Annotated in this window: 15 protein-coding genes; 7 read left to right on the top strand and 8 right to left on the bottom strand. The window is 48.2% G+C overall.

Annotated features, from left to right (window positions below; genetic code table 11):
* Positions 1 to 64: 64 nt before the first annotated feature.
* The 3 genes from H6F88_RS13355 to H6F88_RS13365 form a co-directional block, all read right to left on the bottom strand.
* Positions 65 to 1,084 (bottom strand): glycosyltransferase family A protein, encoded by a 1,020-nt coding sequence (locus H6F88_RS13355; protein WP_190643243.1) that lies wholly within the window; start codon positions 1,082 to 1,084, stop codon positions 65 to 67.
* A gap of 66 nt (positions 1,085 to 1,150) precedes the next feature.
* Complete coding sequence (locus tag H6F88_RS13360; RefSeq protein WP_190643244.1) at positions 1,151 to 2,263, bottom strand: glycosyltransferase; 1,113 nt, start codon at positions 2,261 to 2,263, stop codon at positions 1,151 to 1,153.
* 16 nt (positions 2,264 to 2,279) lie between these two features.
* On the bottom strand, positions 2,280 to 3,131 hold the full coding sequence (locus tag H6F88_RS13365) for a WecB/TagA/CpsF family glycosyltransferase (protein ID WP_190643276.1): 852 nt from the start codon (positions 3,129 to 3,131) through the stop codon (positions 2,280 to 2,282).
* A gap of 639 nt (positions 3,132 to 3,770) precedes the next feature.
* On the opposite strand from H6F88_RS13365, the gene H6F88_RS13370 reads away from it, so the two are divergent.
* Together H6F88_RS13370 and H6F88_RS13375 are read left to right on the top strand one after the other, a co-directional pair.
* Positions 3,771 to 5,060: an inorganic phosphate transporter gene (locus H6F88_RS13370; protein WP_190643245.1), complete on the top strand. Its 1,290-nt coding sequence runs from the start codon at positions 3,771 to 3,773 to the stop codon at positions 5,058 to 5,060.
* Between the two features lie 110 nt (positions 5,061 to 5,170).
* A complete protein-coding gene (locus H6F88_RS13375) occupies positions 5,171 to 5,587 on the top strand; it encodes a hypothetical protein (protein WP_190643246.1) in 417 nt (138 codons plus the stop codon).
* Between the two features lie 98 nt (positions 5,588 to 5,685).
* On the opposite strand, the gene H6F88_RS13380 is transcribed toward H6F88_RS13375, so the two are convergent.
* Positions 5,686 to 5,934: a hypothetical protein gene (locus H6F88_RS13380; RefSeq protein WP_190643247.1), complete on the bottom strand. Its 249-nt coding sequence runs from the start codon at positions 5,932 to 5,934 to the stop codon at positions 5,686 to 5,688.
* Positions 5,935 to 6,350: 416 nt separating this feature from the next.
* Between H6F88_RS13380 and H6F88_RS13385 the strand changes: the two genes are divergently transcribed.
* Positions 6,351 to 7,238 (top strand): PAS domain-containing protein, encoded by an 888-nt coding sequence (locus H6F88_RS13385; protein ID WP_190643248.1) that lies wholly within the window; start codon positions 6,351 to 6,353, stop codon positions 7,236 to 7,238.
* Positions 7,239 to 7,300: 62 nt separating this feature from the next.
* Here the strand turns inward: H6F88_RS13385 and H6F88_RS13390 are convergent, their stop codons facing one another.
* From H6F88_RS13390 to H6F88_RS13405, 4 genes are all read right to left on the bottom strand, one after another.
* Positions 7,301 to 7,801 carry a hypothetical protein gene (locus tag H6F88_RS13390; RefSeq protein ID WP_190643249.1) on the bottom strand — a complete coding sequence of 167 codons (501 nt, stop codon included), beginning with the start codon at positions 7,799 to 7,801 and terminating at the stop codon, positions 7,301 to 7,303.
* A 262-nt stretch (positions 7,802 to 8,063) separates the two neighbouring features.
* Entirely contained in the window at positions 8,064 to 8,585 is a 522-nt protein-coding gene (locus H6F88_RS13395; protein WP_190643250.1) for a DUF2231 domain-containing protein, read from the bottom strand.
* Between the two features lie 71 nt (positions 8,586 to 8,656).
* Complete coding sequence (locus tag H6F88_RS13400) at positions 8,657 to 9,397, bottom strand: LmeA family phospholipid-binding protein (protein ID WP_190643251.1); 741 nt, start codon at positions 9,395 to 9,397, stop codon at positions 8,657 to 8,659.
* A gap of 47 nt (positions 9,398 to 9,444) precedes the next feature.
* Positions 9,445 to 9,726, bottom strand: a complete 282-nt coding sequence (locus H6F88_RS13405; RefSeq protein WP_242050539.1) for an acetyltransferase — start codon at positions 9,724 to 9,726, stop codon at positions 9,445 to 9,447.
* A 260-nt stretch (positions 9,727 to 9,986) separates the two neighbouring features.
* Between H6F88_RS13405 and H6F88_RS13410 the strand changes: the two genes are divergently transcribed.
* The 4 genes from H6F88_RS13410 (at position 9,987) to H6F88_RS13425 (ending at position 15,479) form a co-directional block, all read left to right on the top strand.
* Complete coding sequence (locus H6F88_RS13410; RefSeq protein ID WP_190643252.1) at positions 9,987 to 10,481, top strand: hypothetical protein; 495 nt, start codon at positions 9,987 to 9,989, stop codon at positions 10,479 to 10,481.
* 92 nt (positions 10,482 to 10,573) lie between these two features.
* Positions 10,574 to 10,978 (top strand): BON domain-containing protein, encoded by a 405-nt coding sequence (locus H6F88_RS13415; RefSeq protein ID WP_190643253.1) that lies wholly within the window; start codon positions 10,574 to 10,576, stop codon positions 10,976 to 10,978.
* Between the two features lie 535 nt (positions 10,979 to 11,513).
* Positions 11,514 to 12,602, top strand: a complete 1,089-nt coding sequence (locus H6F88_RS13420) for a glycosyltransferase (RefSeq protein ID WP_190643254.1) — start codon at positions 11,514 to 11,516, stop codon at positions 12,600 to 12,602.
* A 531-nt stretch (positions 12,603 to 13,133) separates the two neighbouring features.
* The gene (locus H6F88_RS13425) at positions 13,134 to 15,479 is read left to right on the top strand and encodes an amylo-alpha-1,6-glucosidase (RefSeq protein WP_190643255.1); all 2,346 of its coding nucleotides are present in this window, start codon (positions 13,134 to 13,136) and stop codon (positions 15,477 to 15,479) included.
* The last annotated feature ends 34 nt before the right edge of the window (positions 15,480 to 15,513 follow it).

Raw genomic sequence — 15,513 nt, forward strand, 5'->3', positions numbered from 1 at the left:
GCTATAGGCATTTATTCCTGTTTTTTAGGTTGGAATACTCAAAACCAACGATCAATAACATTTCCTAAATCCTTGCCTGCCCTCCTGATCGCATTTGAAACCAGCGTGATGTAAGCTGATGTCCCAGCTGTAGGAATTGGTTGAATACAGGTTGAGGCGTGACAGACTGAACGGCGATCGCCGCAAAAGTAATCGGTGCGCGGGGATCATGCCACAGGACTTTAGGCGAAGCTTTCAATGATTCTTGGGCGTGTTGCCTTGCGGCGGAGTAGTTTCCAGCAACAAAAGCAGCACGAGCCATCCAGCGATGGGTAAAGGCGATCGCTTGGGGTCTTAACCGCTCAACGCTATCGGGCGCATAAACGGCAATCTGCTGCAAAAACGTCTCCAGCCCTTGCAGCATTCGCTCGGTGTCCGCCGTGAAGCTGCCCGGATGCGTTCGATATTCGGTTAGCGTTTGCGGAACGAGATGAAACCGATGTCCATAAAAACTCAGGCGGACCCAAAGTTCTTGGTCAACCATCCGGCGCAGGCTGGGGTCAAATCCATTGGCTTGCTCTAGCACATACCGTCGCACCACGGCTGTACTGCCATTGCCTAGATAATTTTTGAGCAGCAGTGCTTCGTGGGTCAGGTTGATCTGGGCTTGGCTCATGTGAAGTCCCGTGCGATCGCCCTTTACGTCAATAAACGCTGCCCAGTCATAACTCACTGATGCATTAGGGTCACTATCCATCGCCTGACGGTGAGCCGCCAATTTTTCAGGACACCAGCGATCGTCTGCATCCAGAAATGCCACCAGTTCACCTTTTGCCGCTGCGATGCCGCTGTTGCGGGCAGCCGCCAACCCTCCGTTGATTCGACTAACCAGAACAATCCGCCGATCGCGCTGGGCAAATTCTGCCGCAATCTCAAGCGTATTGTCCGTAGAGCCATCGTTGACCACGATCGCCTCAAAGTCTGGGTCGGTCTGCGCCAACACCGAGTTGAGACAATCTGCCAAAAACGGACTGGCGTTGTACGCCGGGATCACGACGCTAAACTTGGGAAGGCGATCGCTGGACGCTTCAGATGAATTAGGCATTGCAGTGATCCAGATACTTCTGCTGAAGAGACGGTGAAATCTCAATAAAGTTTCATGAAGAAAGAACTAGGGGCTGGGGGTTGGGCTGGAGATCTTTCCCAATCCCCAACCTCTAACCCCCAATCCCCGACTTCTAGACGCTAACCGCTGATAAAGCGCTTCGTACTGCTGCCAGGTGCGATCAAAGGTCCACTGGCTCCAGTAATCGGCTTGAGCTTGCTTGCCGAGGCGCGATCGCAATTCCTCATCCGTTAGCAAATGCTCTAGTGCATTAGCCAAAGCTTTTGGATCACGCGCTTGGCACAGCCAGCCATTTTCACCCTGATGCAGTAATTCTTGATTGCCGTCAATATCTGTTGCGAGACAGGGTAAACCTGCTGCCATTGCTTCCATTAGCGCTAGAGGCAAACCTTCATACAGAGACGGCAGCACGAAGGCATCGGCAAGAGAGAGCCATTCTGAAACCTCTGAAGTTTGCCCCAAAAATACAATGTCCTGGGAAACGCCTTGCTGTTTTGCCTGGAGTTGCAGAGTTTCTCTGAGTTCACCGTCCCCTGCCCAGACAAAGCACCAAGATTCACGCAGGGAGTGTGGAAGCTGGGCAATCGCCTCCAACAGATGAGCATGACCCTTCTGCTCTGAAAGCCGAGCCACCGTTAAGCAAATTTGACGCGATCGCAATGATGCGGGTAATTGCTGACGCAGTGCTTCAGCGCGTTCTAGGTTGGGTGAACGGAAATAGACACCATTGGGGATCAGTGCCCGTCGCTCCGGCGGCAGACGAAAAAACTCCGCATGGTGTCGGTCCATTGCTTTAGAACAACCCACTACACAATCAGCAAAGCGGGTGAGGCGACGGCGAGTGCGATAGGCAATGTGGTTGGTCTGCACAGAAGCAGGCACCTGGGGGATCAACCGCAACAACAGGGAACAGTAGCGATCGTGCACATGCACAATGTCGTAATTCTCGCGCTGTAGTCGCTGCCAGAGCCGCCAACCGTCTAGAAGTTTGTTGCCTGTAAAGAAACGCTCAGCGGCGATCGCCTCCGACACATCAGCATCTTTGGCTAAAACCGTCACCTCATGTTCACTACAGCGGGCAGCAGTTGCTAAGTCCGCGACAACCTGAAGCGAGCCGCCACCCGTTTGATACTGATAAATTGCCTGGAGAATTTTCATCTCATGTGTATGAAAGTCATTGCTGAGACTGAATCACCAGAACCTCTGCCGGACGTACCTGCACCTTTGCCAAAGCAATCTGCATCAGGAAAGCAGGATTGCCCAGCAAATAGCGCGTCGCTAACCGTTTGGGCTCGTGCCACAACCGATAAAGCCACTCCAGTCCAGCATTAGAGAGATAAGTAGGACAGGTTGAAACGATCCCTGCCAGCCGATCAATTGCTGCACCACCCGCCAAAATCGCATTGGTCGAAAGCCGATGACGGTTTTGCCGAATCCAGTTTTCCTGGCGTGGCATTCCCATTCCCACTAACAAAACGTTGGGCTTGACTCGATTGATCTGCTCAACCACTAAATCATTCTCAACAGGGTCATTCATGTCGAAATAGCCGTCGTGACCGCTCAGCCGAATGTTGGGGTACTGAGTCCGCACATTCTCCAATGCTTTCTGCAAATGCTCACACTCAGAACCCAGCAGAAAAAGAGACAGCCCATGCTGGTCACAATGCTGTAAAAGCTTCGGCAATAGCTGAGTGTAGGAGACACGATACTGAATCGGTAGCTCCGTTCCCATAATCCGGATTGCCTTTAAAATCCCCGTGCCATCACAATGCACGATGTCTGCACTTTGCAAGAAATTGTAGAACCAGGGTAGCTGCATGGATAGATTGAACCCATGCACATTGGAGTGCGCCACCGTAATTTTTCTCTGCTCAACACAGGCGCTATGAATAGCTCCAACGATTGCTGTCGCTGTCATACAGGTAATTCGACGACCTAGTAGATGTACATCCAGGTTTGGTAACGCCTCTGCGTCAGTCACATCTGGCAGCGCTACGACAGTAGGGTGAACGTGTGAAATAGCCATATGAAAAAAGTTCACTCGTTAAAGGGTGAGCAGTCAGGGGTGTGCAATTGTGACGAATCTTCAGGTGATTGACTTAGGGTTAGAAGTCACTAGCTATCCTTCCAATCAAGGCTGAAGAATACTGGCGATAATTGCCCTAAATCCGACCGCCATTTCAGTTCTCAAACTGAATTTTGACTTTGCAACTCCTTGGCGCTGTATCTACTGAACTCCCTAACTGAAACAACGCTAAATCGGGGGCTGAGTTCTGACCTAAAACCAAACAAGGTCTAACAGTCAGTCAAAGTCAAGGCGTTATACGTGTATAACATCGGTTGTATCCATGTGTAAAGATAGTGTCAAGACCAGCGTTTAACAATGGGCTATGAGTGGGCTACAAAACCTACTAAAGCAGGCTATTTCCAAGTGACGTTCACGTAACGTTAAGTTAACAACCGCACTGTAACAAGCGGAAAAAAGCACAACATCTTACCCTAGGCTGAATCTCAGGGAAGGCAAAAATTGCAGAAATTAGGATCAAACTCTTTTCAGCACAAGGTTTTATCCGGCTCAAGTATAAATTTTTGATGAAGCTAAGTTATACGAGGGGCGCTACAGGCGAGAGTTTGAAGGGAGTTAAGCTGGTCTGGTTCACTTAACATGCTGTTTCTTGGTCTAACTGCTGTTCTCGCTTTTTATGTCGCCTGGAACCTGGGTGCTAACGATGTTGCCAACTCGATGGGAACGTCTGTTGGTTCAAAGGCAGTAACCCTGCGGCAGGCATTGGCGATCGCCGGAATTCTCGAATTCACCGGCGCAGTTCTATTTGGCAGAAATGTTTCAAACACAATTGCTACGGGAGTTGTTGATCCCGCTACGTTTGCTGCTGATCCCCATGTGCTGCTACTGGGAATGACCTCAACGTTAATTGCCTGTGGCATCTGGCTACAAGTCGCAACAACGTTTGGGCTACCCGTTGCTTCTTCTCACGCCGTTGTAGGAGCGATCGCCGGATTTGGTTGGCTAGCAGCAGGCACTCAAGCCGTAGATTGGGGCTCACTGGGTATCATTTCCGTTACCTGGATATTGACCCCAGCAATTAGTGGCTCGGTCAGCGCACTGTTTTACACCCTGATTTACCGCTGGATTCTGGCGCAATCCAACCCAGTCCAGCAGCTTTATGAATGGATTCCCTGGCTCAGTGCTGCTCTAGTCAGCGTTTTTAGCGCGATCGCTCTCCCACCCATTTTTCGTCTACCGCAATTTCAAGCATTACCACTTCCGTCCCATGATCTGCCGCTAATGGTTGGAGCGATCGCCACCGCCAGCCTCACCCTCATCACCTGGAACCAACTCAAAACCCACACCCAATCCGCACCCCCTCCCCCCCAATCCCCGATCCTCACTCCCCACTCCCCATTCCCTAACCCAGTTGAAACCCAACTTGCTCGCTTCCAATTTCTCAGCGCTTGCTTCGTTGCTTTTGCTCACGGCTCTAACGATGTAGGGAATGCTGTCGCACCCCTAGCGGCGATCGTTTACATTCACCGCACAGGCAGCATTCCTCTTAGCGATTTCAGCGTTCCGACCTGGATTTTGGTACTGGGCGGCATTGGGATCACGGCTGGATTGGCAGTATTCGGCAAGAACGTGATCAAAACTATTGGAGAAGGCATCATTCCGCTTCAGCCCAGTGCTGGCTTTTGTGCAGAATTATCGACTGCAACCACTGTTTTACTTGCATCTCGACTGGGTTTGCCGATTTCTACTTCCCATGCTCTAGTGGGTGCGGTCGTGGGGATTGGACTGGTACAACGAGGGCGATCGCCGGACTCCTCTATTCAATTTGGCACCCTGCGCCAGATTGCCTTAGCCTGGCTTGTTACAATTCCTGCTGCCGCCGGGCTATCAATCGCTATTTTTACGGTCCTTCAGAAATTGAACCTGTGAGATTTCAAAGCTAATATTGTTCAGTTGAGGAACTGTCACAGAAAGAACAAGGTTATAAAAATTACAACGCTAGGATACAGATATTGAAGCCCCATTGGAGGGTTGAACACATGAAACTACTAATGAAAGCTCTGGTTATCCCTGCCGCTCTACTAGCAACCCTCACCGCTGCAACCGTTGCTCGTGCAGATGTACAAACTCCGATCTCCTCTGGTCAAGCGGTTAGCCAAGGCTCATCAGGCGGTTCGCAATCCAGCCAGTGTGGTTTTATTGCTAGCACACCCAACGAGGTTGTGAGAGTGACCGGGGAAAATGCCTCCCTGCGGTTTACCTTGCAAAGTGAAGGACAGCCAACCCTACTAATCCAGGGTCCGGGTGGACGCAATCAGTGCGTCTTGGCGGATAGCTATTCTGGTGGCAATATCGAAGTTCCTGGCGTGTGGGAACAGGGAACTTACTCCGTGTTTGTGGGCGATCGCACTCAGTCCAGCCATCCATACACGCTCACGATCGTGCAAGAGAACTAGAAAGGAACAGGTTGAAGAAAGGGAGACGGGGCAAAGCCCCATCTCCCTTTCTTCGTTTAAATAATCAGTCCTGTGTGTAGGTTAAGCAACAGCGCCAGTTACTTCAGTTGAGATAAAGTCGTTTTGCTAAGCTGCTCGGTCAACCTTTCCACCTTCTGCTGAAGCTCATTCATCTGTTGCTGAAGTCCTTCTACCCGGTTGGACTCTGATGCAGAAGGCAAATCAAAGAAATGTCGGAGCGCCTGAACGACAACTGCCGTTTTGTCTTTTCCAGTTGTCTTAGCTTCAGATTCGATCGCCTGTACGACATCGTCTGGCAGTCTAAATGCTACTAACTTACTAGCCATTTTTACTTAAATTTATTGTTCAAACTTTAAAACCGTTTACTCTGCTCAGCTTGTAGACTCCTACAGCGCCAGACGATAGATTACCCTACCTAAAACGTATCAGCCCAAAGCGGGCTAAGCCAGCTTTGTATAAAGACTTCACGGAATCTACAACCTAATCCGAATGGGCTTGTAAATTTGTTAAGAACAAACCCACGCGCTTACCTTTAGATATAAAGAGCTTAAGCCCCTTGTTAAGGCAGGAATTATCTGTTTCGTGCTTTGTCTATATAAGCCCTGAAGGAAATAAATGTTACACTCTTCTTCCTCCCGCAGGCTCTCTCTTCCCTTCTTAATTTCTGACTCAGGAACATCGGGGCAAGTTATTAAGTCAAGCCCTTGAACCCTTTAACAGGCTTCAGGAGTTTGCACTACCCGTGATCTCAGCATCAGGAGAACCCGTGATTGAGTTAGGCATATTCCAGACTGAGTGCCAGATTTTGGAGCAGCTATTGTTGCGTCTCCGGTCAGCCGAAGCTGCCAAACAAGCTCTGGCAAAACTTGTGTGTGTGGCTCACCAGACTTCTTTAAAACGTCCAGATCAAAATTCTTTAGACCACGACAAGTCAACCTTAGAAAGCATTTGCGTAGTAGACCTAGATACTAAGCAGGTTCTGCAAGCTAATTTAGCTTTTCAGCGGTGGTTGGGATATGACCAGATTGAGGGATTAACCTTAAACTTGTACGACATAGTGGAGGGCGATCGCCACCAAATCGATCGGCAGATTCATCATCTGCTGCTAGAACAGCACTGCCTCATCACAGAACAACCGTGTCGTCACAAAGATGGATTTTGGATAGAAGCTGAAGTTAGACTGAGCCTAATTTCATTTAAAGGTGTGTTGGCACTCTGTGTTGTAGCGCGTGATGTTACTGAGCGCAGACAAATAGAGGCAACGTTGCAGGAAAGTGAAGCAAAATTTCGGGCAGTAGCCGAGACAGCTACATCTGCCATTTTTATCTATCAAGACGAACAGTTCTGCTATGTCAACCCAGCCACAGAGCAGTTGACGGGCTACACCCAAACAGAACTTCACACCATGAAACTTTGGGATCTGGTTGATCCTGATCTGCTTGCTTATACTAATAGGCTAGAAATTCAGCTTGGTAAACCTATATTTCTTCGCCATGAGCTAGAAATGATTACGAAAGCAGGTGAGATCCATTGCTTGGAGATAATAGCAACCTGGGCTGAATTCAACGGTCGCCCTGCTTTAATTGGTACCGCGTTCGATTTGGAAAATACCTTTCAACTAACCCTTTAAATCCTGAGAATTAGGAAAGCATCCGCTAATCACCTCCTTGATTCTTATATCTATCCCTCTGTTTAATCATCTCGAGATTCTGTTTCTTCCTCATACAAAAACTGGATATCAGAACGTAAAGCACTCCGAAACGCGCCTTTAGCTTTCCAGATTTTCTCTAACTGCTCTTTTGAATACTGCCCCTCCATCTCAGGTTTTTCTCTCAAAACTCTACGTAAAGTGTAAAGGGTATCCACTGCACTGCGTGACAACAACAAAAATGCTTTGGTACTGTGCCATTCATCGAGTTTTTTAGCAATATCTTTGAAATAAGTTTCAGATAAGTGTGCTTGTTGAGCAGCCATTTGTGATTTTCGCAACCCATCCGTGATGGCGATCGCTTCTGGATACATTTCGAGTCTTAAATCATATAGCTTAGAAGTCATACTTCTTTGCAGCTCTCGCTCAAACTTTTCCCGCTCTGACCTTAAAGTATTTTTGTTAGTCACAAAGGAAATGAGCGCGATGATAAGAGACACAATTGCAGCAATTACAGCACTCAAAACTCCTGTAAATAGTTCCATAAAAACTTCCCGAAGCTCCAGCACAAACCTTTAGAAAGTGTACTTTTATAGCGTCAACCATTTCAATTACTCCTTTTTCACTTGTATAAACCACAAATCTCTGTAGGGCGGTTCGCGAACCGCCCCTACGCTATGGCTTACCCATCTGAAGATAGCTGTAATCTTTAACTAGTAAGGGAGTAAATAAAAAGGGAAGGACTAGTCCTTCCCCTTTTCCACTCAACCTTTGATTCAACCTTGGTGTTTCCAATACCGCTCGCCTTTAGGGTCCTTCAGGATCACCATAGCCAATTACGGCAATTTTGTGGCGATAGACCAGTTCACCTCCATACCATCCGCTGATGCCTAACAACGCTGCAACAATTAGCGACAGGATTAACCCAGCCGGTAGAACTGCCCCAGTTACATTGTTCCAGCGCAGCACTAGGTTAATGATGGTCAGCACCAACACGGCCACATTCGCGACCATGTGCGCCCAACCTGCACTATGCTTACGAACTCGTCCAATTCTCAAGAAATCTAACATCCCGGTTATGGCTGCAGCGATTCCAGTTACTAGACCCGCAGCAATTAGCCAGAAAGAAGCTCTTGCCCAAAAGTCATCACCCACCAACCAATACACAGCATCCGTCGCAAACGCACCGACTAGAAATGCGATTGGAAGAGTCACAATTACAGGATGAATAGGGTGTCCGGCGATCGCCACGGTGCTAGGCACACCGCTATCACGATATTCTCTCTCATCGCTCTCAATAATTGGCGGAATGTTAGGCGTTTGAGTCATGCTGATTCTCCTAGTGTAAAACGATGGATAAAGCGTGGAATTGCAAATTCACAGTAGTGAATTACAACGGCTTATGAAGGAAACTGCTCAACACGGGCTGCTGTTTGAAGCGCTAATTTACCTTCAGAAATATCTAACTTTTGAATTTGGAAGGACATACCTTCTAGTTCAAAATTACGTAAATCTAGTAATTCAGCAGAGCGTTCCAAAAGTGCTTCTGTTAGCTCTGGTGAAAGATCTTTACCATCGTGATATTCTACTTGTGTCAAAACAACTCGTTGCCCACCTTCACCAATTTCTGGCTTTGCTGTAAAAGCGACAGGCTGACTCTCACCCGTTTCCTTGTCTAAAATGGTGGCGCTTAGAGCGACTTTAGTAGAATCAGGCAAACGAAAATCGACCTGTTGAAAATCAACTTTTGTCACCTTTCCGTTTACATGTACATCCAGCCCTTGCATTTTGCTCCGAATGTATTCAGAATTGAACGCCCGATTAATGTCTTCTTCCAACAAAACCACGTGAGCGGAAGCATCTACTGGGCGAGTTAATTCGACTTTACCGAAAGCAAGGCTAAGTGGGTTAATTGAAACACTGTCCGTTTGAAGCTCCATATCTTCAACCCGCAGGTCTTTCTCCATCACCATTCCCTTGCCTTTGATGGAGACAGAATCTACCTTTCCTTGAGCGAGTCCAAGAGCCTGTGCATCGACATCGACATTCACTTCTTGGACTTCATCTAGTTGGCTTTTAATGCCAATCTCAGCAGCCTTGCCTAATGCTTGTCCTTCAAGGCTTCTATCATCTTTGGTCACGCGTTCTAACCTTATGCAATTCAAAAAATAGTACAGTTCAAAAACAGTTAGTTGGTTCGGTAATCTGCATCGACCCAGCAGCGAGGCAACTCTTCACCAGAAGGAAATTTCAAATTTTTTTTGCTAATTGAAGCCGGCTCTTGTTCCTCTTGTCCAGCTTGCACTTGAGCAGAGATTGAATCTTTTACAGGGTTAAACAAAGCTTCTGGATCAAGCACTTCAACCAGATCTCCTGTTTGCTTATTCTCTAAAAACATTACGGTTCCTATATTTATTCCTAGTTCTTCTTGAGCAATGAGTGAAGCTAATACTTCTCTATAGATTCCCAAGGTTACGCTCAAGTCTAGAATGTCTAAATCTAACTCTCCTCGTTCTCAAGACAGATTAGATATAGCGCTTCACCTAGGTTTTTTGAGTGATAGTTTGTCTAGTAATTAAAGCGATGTGTTCTACCCAAAGAAGGATTAACTGAATTGTCTTTTGCTGCTGTGGCCTGAAGTTTTTGTCGCGAACAAAACACAAACTGAAGACACATAGAACGGGATCACTAGGATCAGTTAGGATCAGTACGGATACGAGGGGGACGATCATGACGAGTCAAAGCCCAACGGAAAGGCTACAGCGTACTGTGGGGGTCTTTCAGCAGCAGCAATCAGCAGAAGTTGCTCGCGACGCACTACTCAAAGCAGGTTTTTCCAATGATCAGGTTTTTATCCAAACTCAAGCTCTAGACCCAAATCCTCCGGCTCAAGACACTAAAGCCGCTGAAAGTGCTGGAGGGGGTGCTTTAGTTGGGACAATACTAGGAGCGCTAGTTGGTCTGCTACTAAGTTTGGGAGCAGGGAATATGAAAGCGGTTAGCCCTGTTGCGTTTATCAACTCTGGTCCCTTTTCATGGGGTGCTATTTTTGCAGGGGCAGGCATCGGAGCGATCGCCGGAGGGTTAATCGCTGGCCTTGCTGGAGTAAATGTGCCTAAGTCAGGTGTAGCAGCTGACCGGGATCATCTTTCCCACAAATATTTACTGATGTTTGTGGGTGACAAAGATGAATTGGCTAGAGCAAAAGAGTTAGCGCAGCAGTAGTAAACCTGCTTGAGCGAGCTTTCTAAACACACCTTCTAAGAATTGAGTAAGCGCTGGGCTACGCCGCAAGGATCTGAAAAGGAGGTCAAGTCATGACTTGGATGGAAAGACTGATCGTTGAGAAGGTCGCAGAAGATAAGCACTCTGCTAGCGATCGCCCAGTTCACTATGAAGGGCAAATGAGTCCAGGGCTTACAGGACAGTATGACCGCGATTTGCGTGAGAAAGCAGGAATGCATACCCCGCCACCCCTACCAGAAAACATGGGTTTAGAGGGAGAATTTGACCAGGGTGGGTTAGCAAAACGGGTGGCTTTAGCGCTGGATCAAAGCTCAGTTGCAGATGTTGAGAGTTTACAAATCGTGCAACGAGGCAACATGATCGAGTTTCGAGGAGAGTCACCCAATCAGTCAGTGTTAGAGCAAGTTGTAAAAATCACGGCTCAGATCGATGGAGTGAAACAAATCGAAACTGACCAGGTGGCGATCGCCCCTTGATCCTCTAGAAAAGCAGATAAGCAAGGCATTTGAGAACTACTATCTCTAGAGAAATAGAGTTACCCAAGGCTTGCCTGGTTAAAGAACGCTCTAAGCAAGGAATGCAGTAGTGATCCAGCCCTACCGATCTTCTTGCTCTCGCATCGTTCTCTTTCGTAGAGATGCCAACAGCTGACTTCTCACTTCTCGTGACCATAGATCAAAATCAAAACTGTCACTGTTAGCATTGAGCGCTGCCTCAGAAGGCTTTCTCTGTTCAGTTTTCGCGTTCGAGTTCATCTTGATTGCTAGAGAAGAACAGCCTATTAATTGTCAGCTAAAAACAAGAGCCGTATCTGTATCTCAAGGCATAAAGAGTCGCATCTGATGCATACAGCGCAAGGGCTTGATGCAATTGCTGCATAACTTTCATAAAGCGCTTTTCCATTCCTTTTGGTCTATGGTTATAGCTCCCAAGCATGATGGGGTAAAGGGTAGACCTGAAGAGAATGGAGCTGCCCCGTTTTAACTTTCTTTATTTTTAGGAGATTAATTCGTGAAAATTGCTCAAATTGCTTCTTTATGGGAAAGGGTACCGCCCCCCGCTTATGGGGGTGCAGAATTGGTCGTTAGCTTACTAACGGATGAATTAGTACGTCGGGGTCACGAAGTAACGCTGTTCGCATCAGGTGATTCTATTAGCTTGGCTCAGTTAGAGTCTGTCCATCCTCGAGCGCTACGGTTGGACTCGACCGTGAAAGAACCTGGCGTTTACGAGATGATGCAGTTGGGGCGAGTATACGAACAAGCAAACCAGTTTGACGTTATTCACTCTCACATGGGCTGCAGTGCTATCCCTTATACGGGTTTGGTGAAGACCCCTACAGTTCATACCCTTCACGGCATTTTTACGCCCGATAACGAAAAGCTATTTACTCACGCTAAAAACCAGCCTTACGTCAGCATCTCCAATGCTCAGCGAGAAGCCAGACTAGGACTTAACTACGTCGCTACCGTCTACAACGGAGTAGCGCTGGATACTTACAAATTTCATGCTCAACCTGATAACCCGCCTTACCTGGCCTTTTTAGGACGAATTTCTCCCGAGAAGGGAACGCATCTGGCGATCGCCATTGCTAAACAAACAGGTTGGCACCTAAAAATAGGCGGAAAAGTCGATCGAGTAGATGTGGACTATTACGAAGAAGCGATTAAGCCACACATTGACGGCAAACAGATTGAATTTTTAGGCGAGCTCAATCACGTTCAGAAGAATGCTCTAATGGGAGGAGCCGTCGCGACACTGTTCCCCATTACCTGGCGAGAACCGTTTGGGCTGGTAATGATTGAGTCAATGGCTTCTGGAACACCTGTAATTGGGATAGATCTTGGCTCAGCTCCAGAAGTAATTGCTCATGGCAAAACGGGTTTCCTGTGTCACACAGTAGAAGAATGCGTAGCAGCGCTTGACTCAGTTCCCCAGTTGAGTCGTACCGATTGTCGTCAACACATCGCAGACAACTTTAGCGTTCAACGCATGGTAGATGGTTACGAAGCGGTGTATCAGCAGATTCTAGAAGGCCGCTTTGCAAAAAATGGGCAATCTCGCAGCTTACCCCGTTTGAGCAAATATAGCGTTAGCTAATCATTCACGCTTAGCACGTGACGGTTTTCTTTAAGGGGTTGGCAATGCCAAGCCCCTTTTAAGGTTCGAGTCACTGTATTTGAATCACTCTATTTAAGCCACTATAAATCTCAGGATCTTGAGAAATTATTTAATTCATCTTGCTATAGGGGGATGCAGGGTGGCAGCTGGTGTAATGAGTTGGCAGAATAAAGTATGAGTGAACTATGGTTTTGTGGCACTCCTGGTAGAGTGTCTTGGTATCAACCAACAGACCCACTCACAAACTTTGCAACACCCGTCGTGCAGTTTTCTTATCCTGTATGGCATCTCCATATTTTCTGGGATTAACGTCCTAACGATTGCACTGCTTTGTGGTTCACTAGACCAGCCTGGGATAAGTCAATGGTTCTAAAGCTGATGGGTTTAATTCTGTTTAGACCCGTCACTTAACGCGATGTGTAGAAGCATTTTTAAGCGTTTACAGTGCAGTTCTAGCCTGACTTCCTAAGCTACGATCACTCCCTTGACCCAAGAATTGAAGTAGGAAGGATGTCAGATATTCTCGAAATCGACGGTAGAACTTTTATCCCTGCTGACCAGGCTGCTGTTCCAGAGTGGCCTTGCGTTCTTGTAGAACGTCCTCAGCCAACGTTAACGCTTAAAGACGATGACCTATTTCTAATCACCGATACGATCGGCAACATCGGTGGATGTTTGGTTAACGAACAAACCACCAGCATGGGGTTGTTTTGTCGAGACACACGATTTCTCAGCCGCCTGGAATTGCAGCTTGAAGGACGGGCACCCATTTTGCTAAGCAGCGATGCCCGCAAGGGATTTGCTCTTTCAGTATTGTGTGCGAACCCCAATCTCGATAGCGGTATTCGGGCAGAAACCATTGGCATTCAGCGAGATATTGTGCTGAATGGTGGTCTGTTTGAAGAGTTAACCATTACTAACTACAGCACCCGTCCCGTCAAATTTGAACTGACTTTGAGTTTCGGTGCTGACTTTGTTGACTTGTTTGAGGTGCGGGGTTCTGCCCGAGAAAACCGGGGACAGTTGCTGTGTCTGGTGCAGACTCCAGAGGAAAAAACTGTTTCTACTGAGCTACCTGTGCTAGCAAATGTGGGCGATCGCTTTCGGGGGGCTTCTGCTGAAGAGTTGGCGATGCTGGAAGAACTGGCGCGAACGCAAGATATTCCTTGGAACGGTGATGTCGATCGCCCTCCCCAAGAGTTAACGATCGCCTATCAAGGGCTAGATGGCGCTTTGATGGAGTCCCGCATTCAGTTTTGCCATCGCCAGCCCGACTCCTTTAAGGGATTTACGGCAATTTGGCAGCTAGAGCTTCAGTCTCATGAGACCCAGCGGTTAGGCTATCGGCTGCAGCTATTGACTAACAACCGACATGTCTCAACGGTGAGTGTGCCGATGACGCTGATGCAGGCTAAGGCTGCAGAGTTGTTAGAAGAGCAAAGCTGGCGATCGCTAGTAACTCAAATCCGCACTGACAACCGGGGCTTTAACCAGGTGATTGAGCGGGCAGAGCAAGATGTTTACTTGTTGCGGCAAACCTTTGGCAAGGGCAAAATCTTGTCAGCTGGGGTGCCCTGGTTCTCAACGCTGTTTGGGCGCGACTCAATCATTGCCGCCTCTCAAACGCTGATCCTCGACCCCACGATCGCCAAAGAAACGCTAACAATCCTGGCTCAATATCAGGGCAAAACGGACGATGATTGGCGTGAAGAGGAACCCGGTAAAATCTTGCACGAGTTGCGCCTGGGTGAGATGGCTCGTTGCCACGAAGTTCCCCATACGCCTTACTACGGCACTGTCGATGCAACTCCGTTGTGGCTGATGCTCTACGCTGAACACTATGCCTGGACACACGACCGGGAAACCCTGGATCGTCTCTGGTCAAACGCATTAGCTGCGATGGAATGGGTTGACATCAATTGTCAGGAAACGGGCTATCTCAGCTACAACCGTCGGTCTAAGCGGGGATTAGCCAACCAGGGCTGGAAAGACTCGAATGACTGCATCGTCAATCGCAAGGGAGAACTGGCAACTGGGGCGATCGCTCTTTGCGAGGTTCAAGCCTATGTGTACGCGGCTAAAGTCCGCCTGAGCGAGATCGCCCGCATGAAGAAGCGGCTCGACCTAGCAGACCGCTGGCAGGAAGAAGCCAGAGATCTGAAAGCTCGGTTTAATCAGGACTTTTGGTTAACAGATCAGGACTACTGTGCGCTCGCCCTTGATGGCAACGGCAACCCTGTAGACAGCATCACCTCTAACCCAGGTCATTGCTTAAACTTGGGCATTCTCACCCCTGAAAAAGCTCAGAGTGTAGCAGAGCGGCTCCACGCGCCAGATATGTTTAATGGGTGGGGCATTCGTACCCTCAGCAGCCTTTCTCCGGCTTACAATCCAATGGGCTATCATGTCGGCTCTGTCTGGCCACACGACAACGGCATGATCGTGCAGGGGTTGCGATCGCTAGGACTCGTCGATCAGGCGTTAGAAGTTGCTCAGGGTTTAGTAGATATGACACTACAACAACCCTACCAGCGTCCGCCAGAGCTATTCTGCGGTTACGATCGCACCGATGACAGCGGGCCTGTGCAGTATCCTGTTGCCTGTTCACCTCAGGCGTGGGCAACTGGCACGATTTTCCAACTGTTACAAATGATGATTAACCTGGTACCCGACGCAGCAAACAACTATGTGCGGGTAATTGACCCTAATTTGCCAGAGTCGATCAACCATTTGTCGCTGCACAATCTCAGAATCGGGCAAACGTTGCTAGATCTAGAGTTTGAGCGATCGGGAAGTGCGACCGCCTGCCGGGTAATTAAGAAGCGAGGCAACCTGCGAGTCGTCATTGAAGCTTAATTTTGAAGGGTGCTCCCCAGTGCGGGAGCACCCT

Source organism: Oculatella sp. FACHB-28, assembly GCF_014696015.1.
Lineage (GTDB): Bacteria > Cyanobacteriota > Cyanobacteriia > Elainellales > Elainellaceae > JAAUTN01.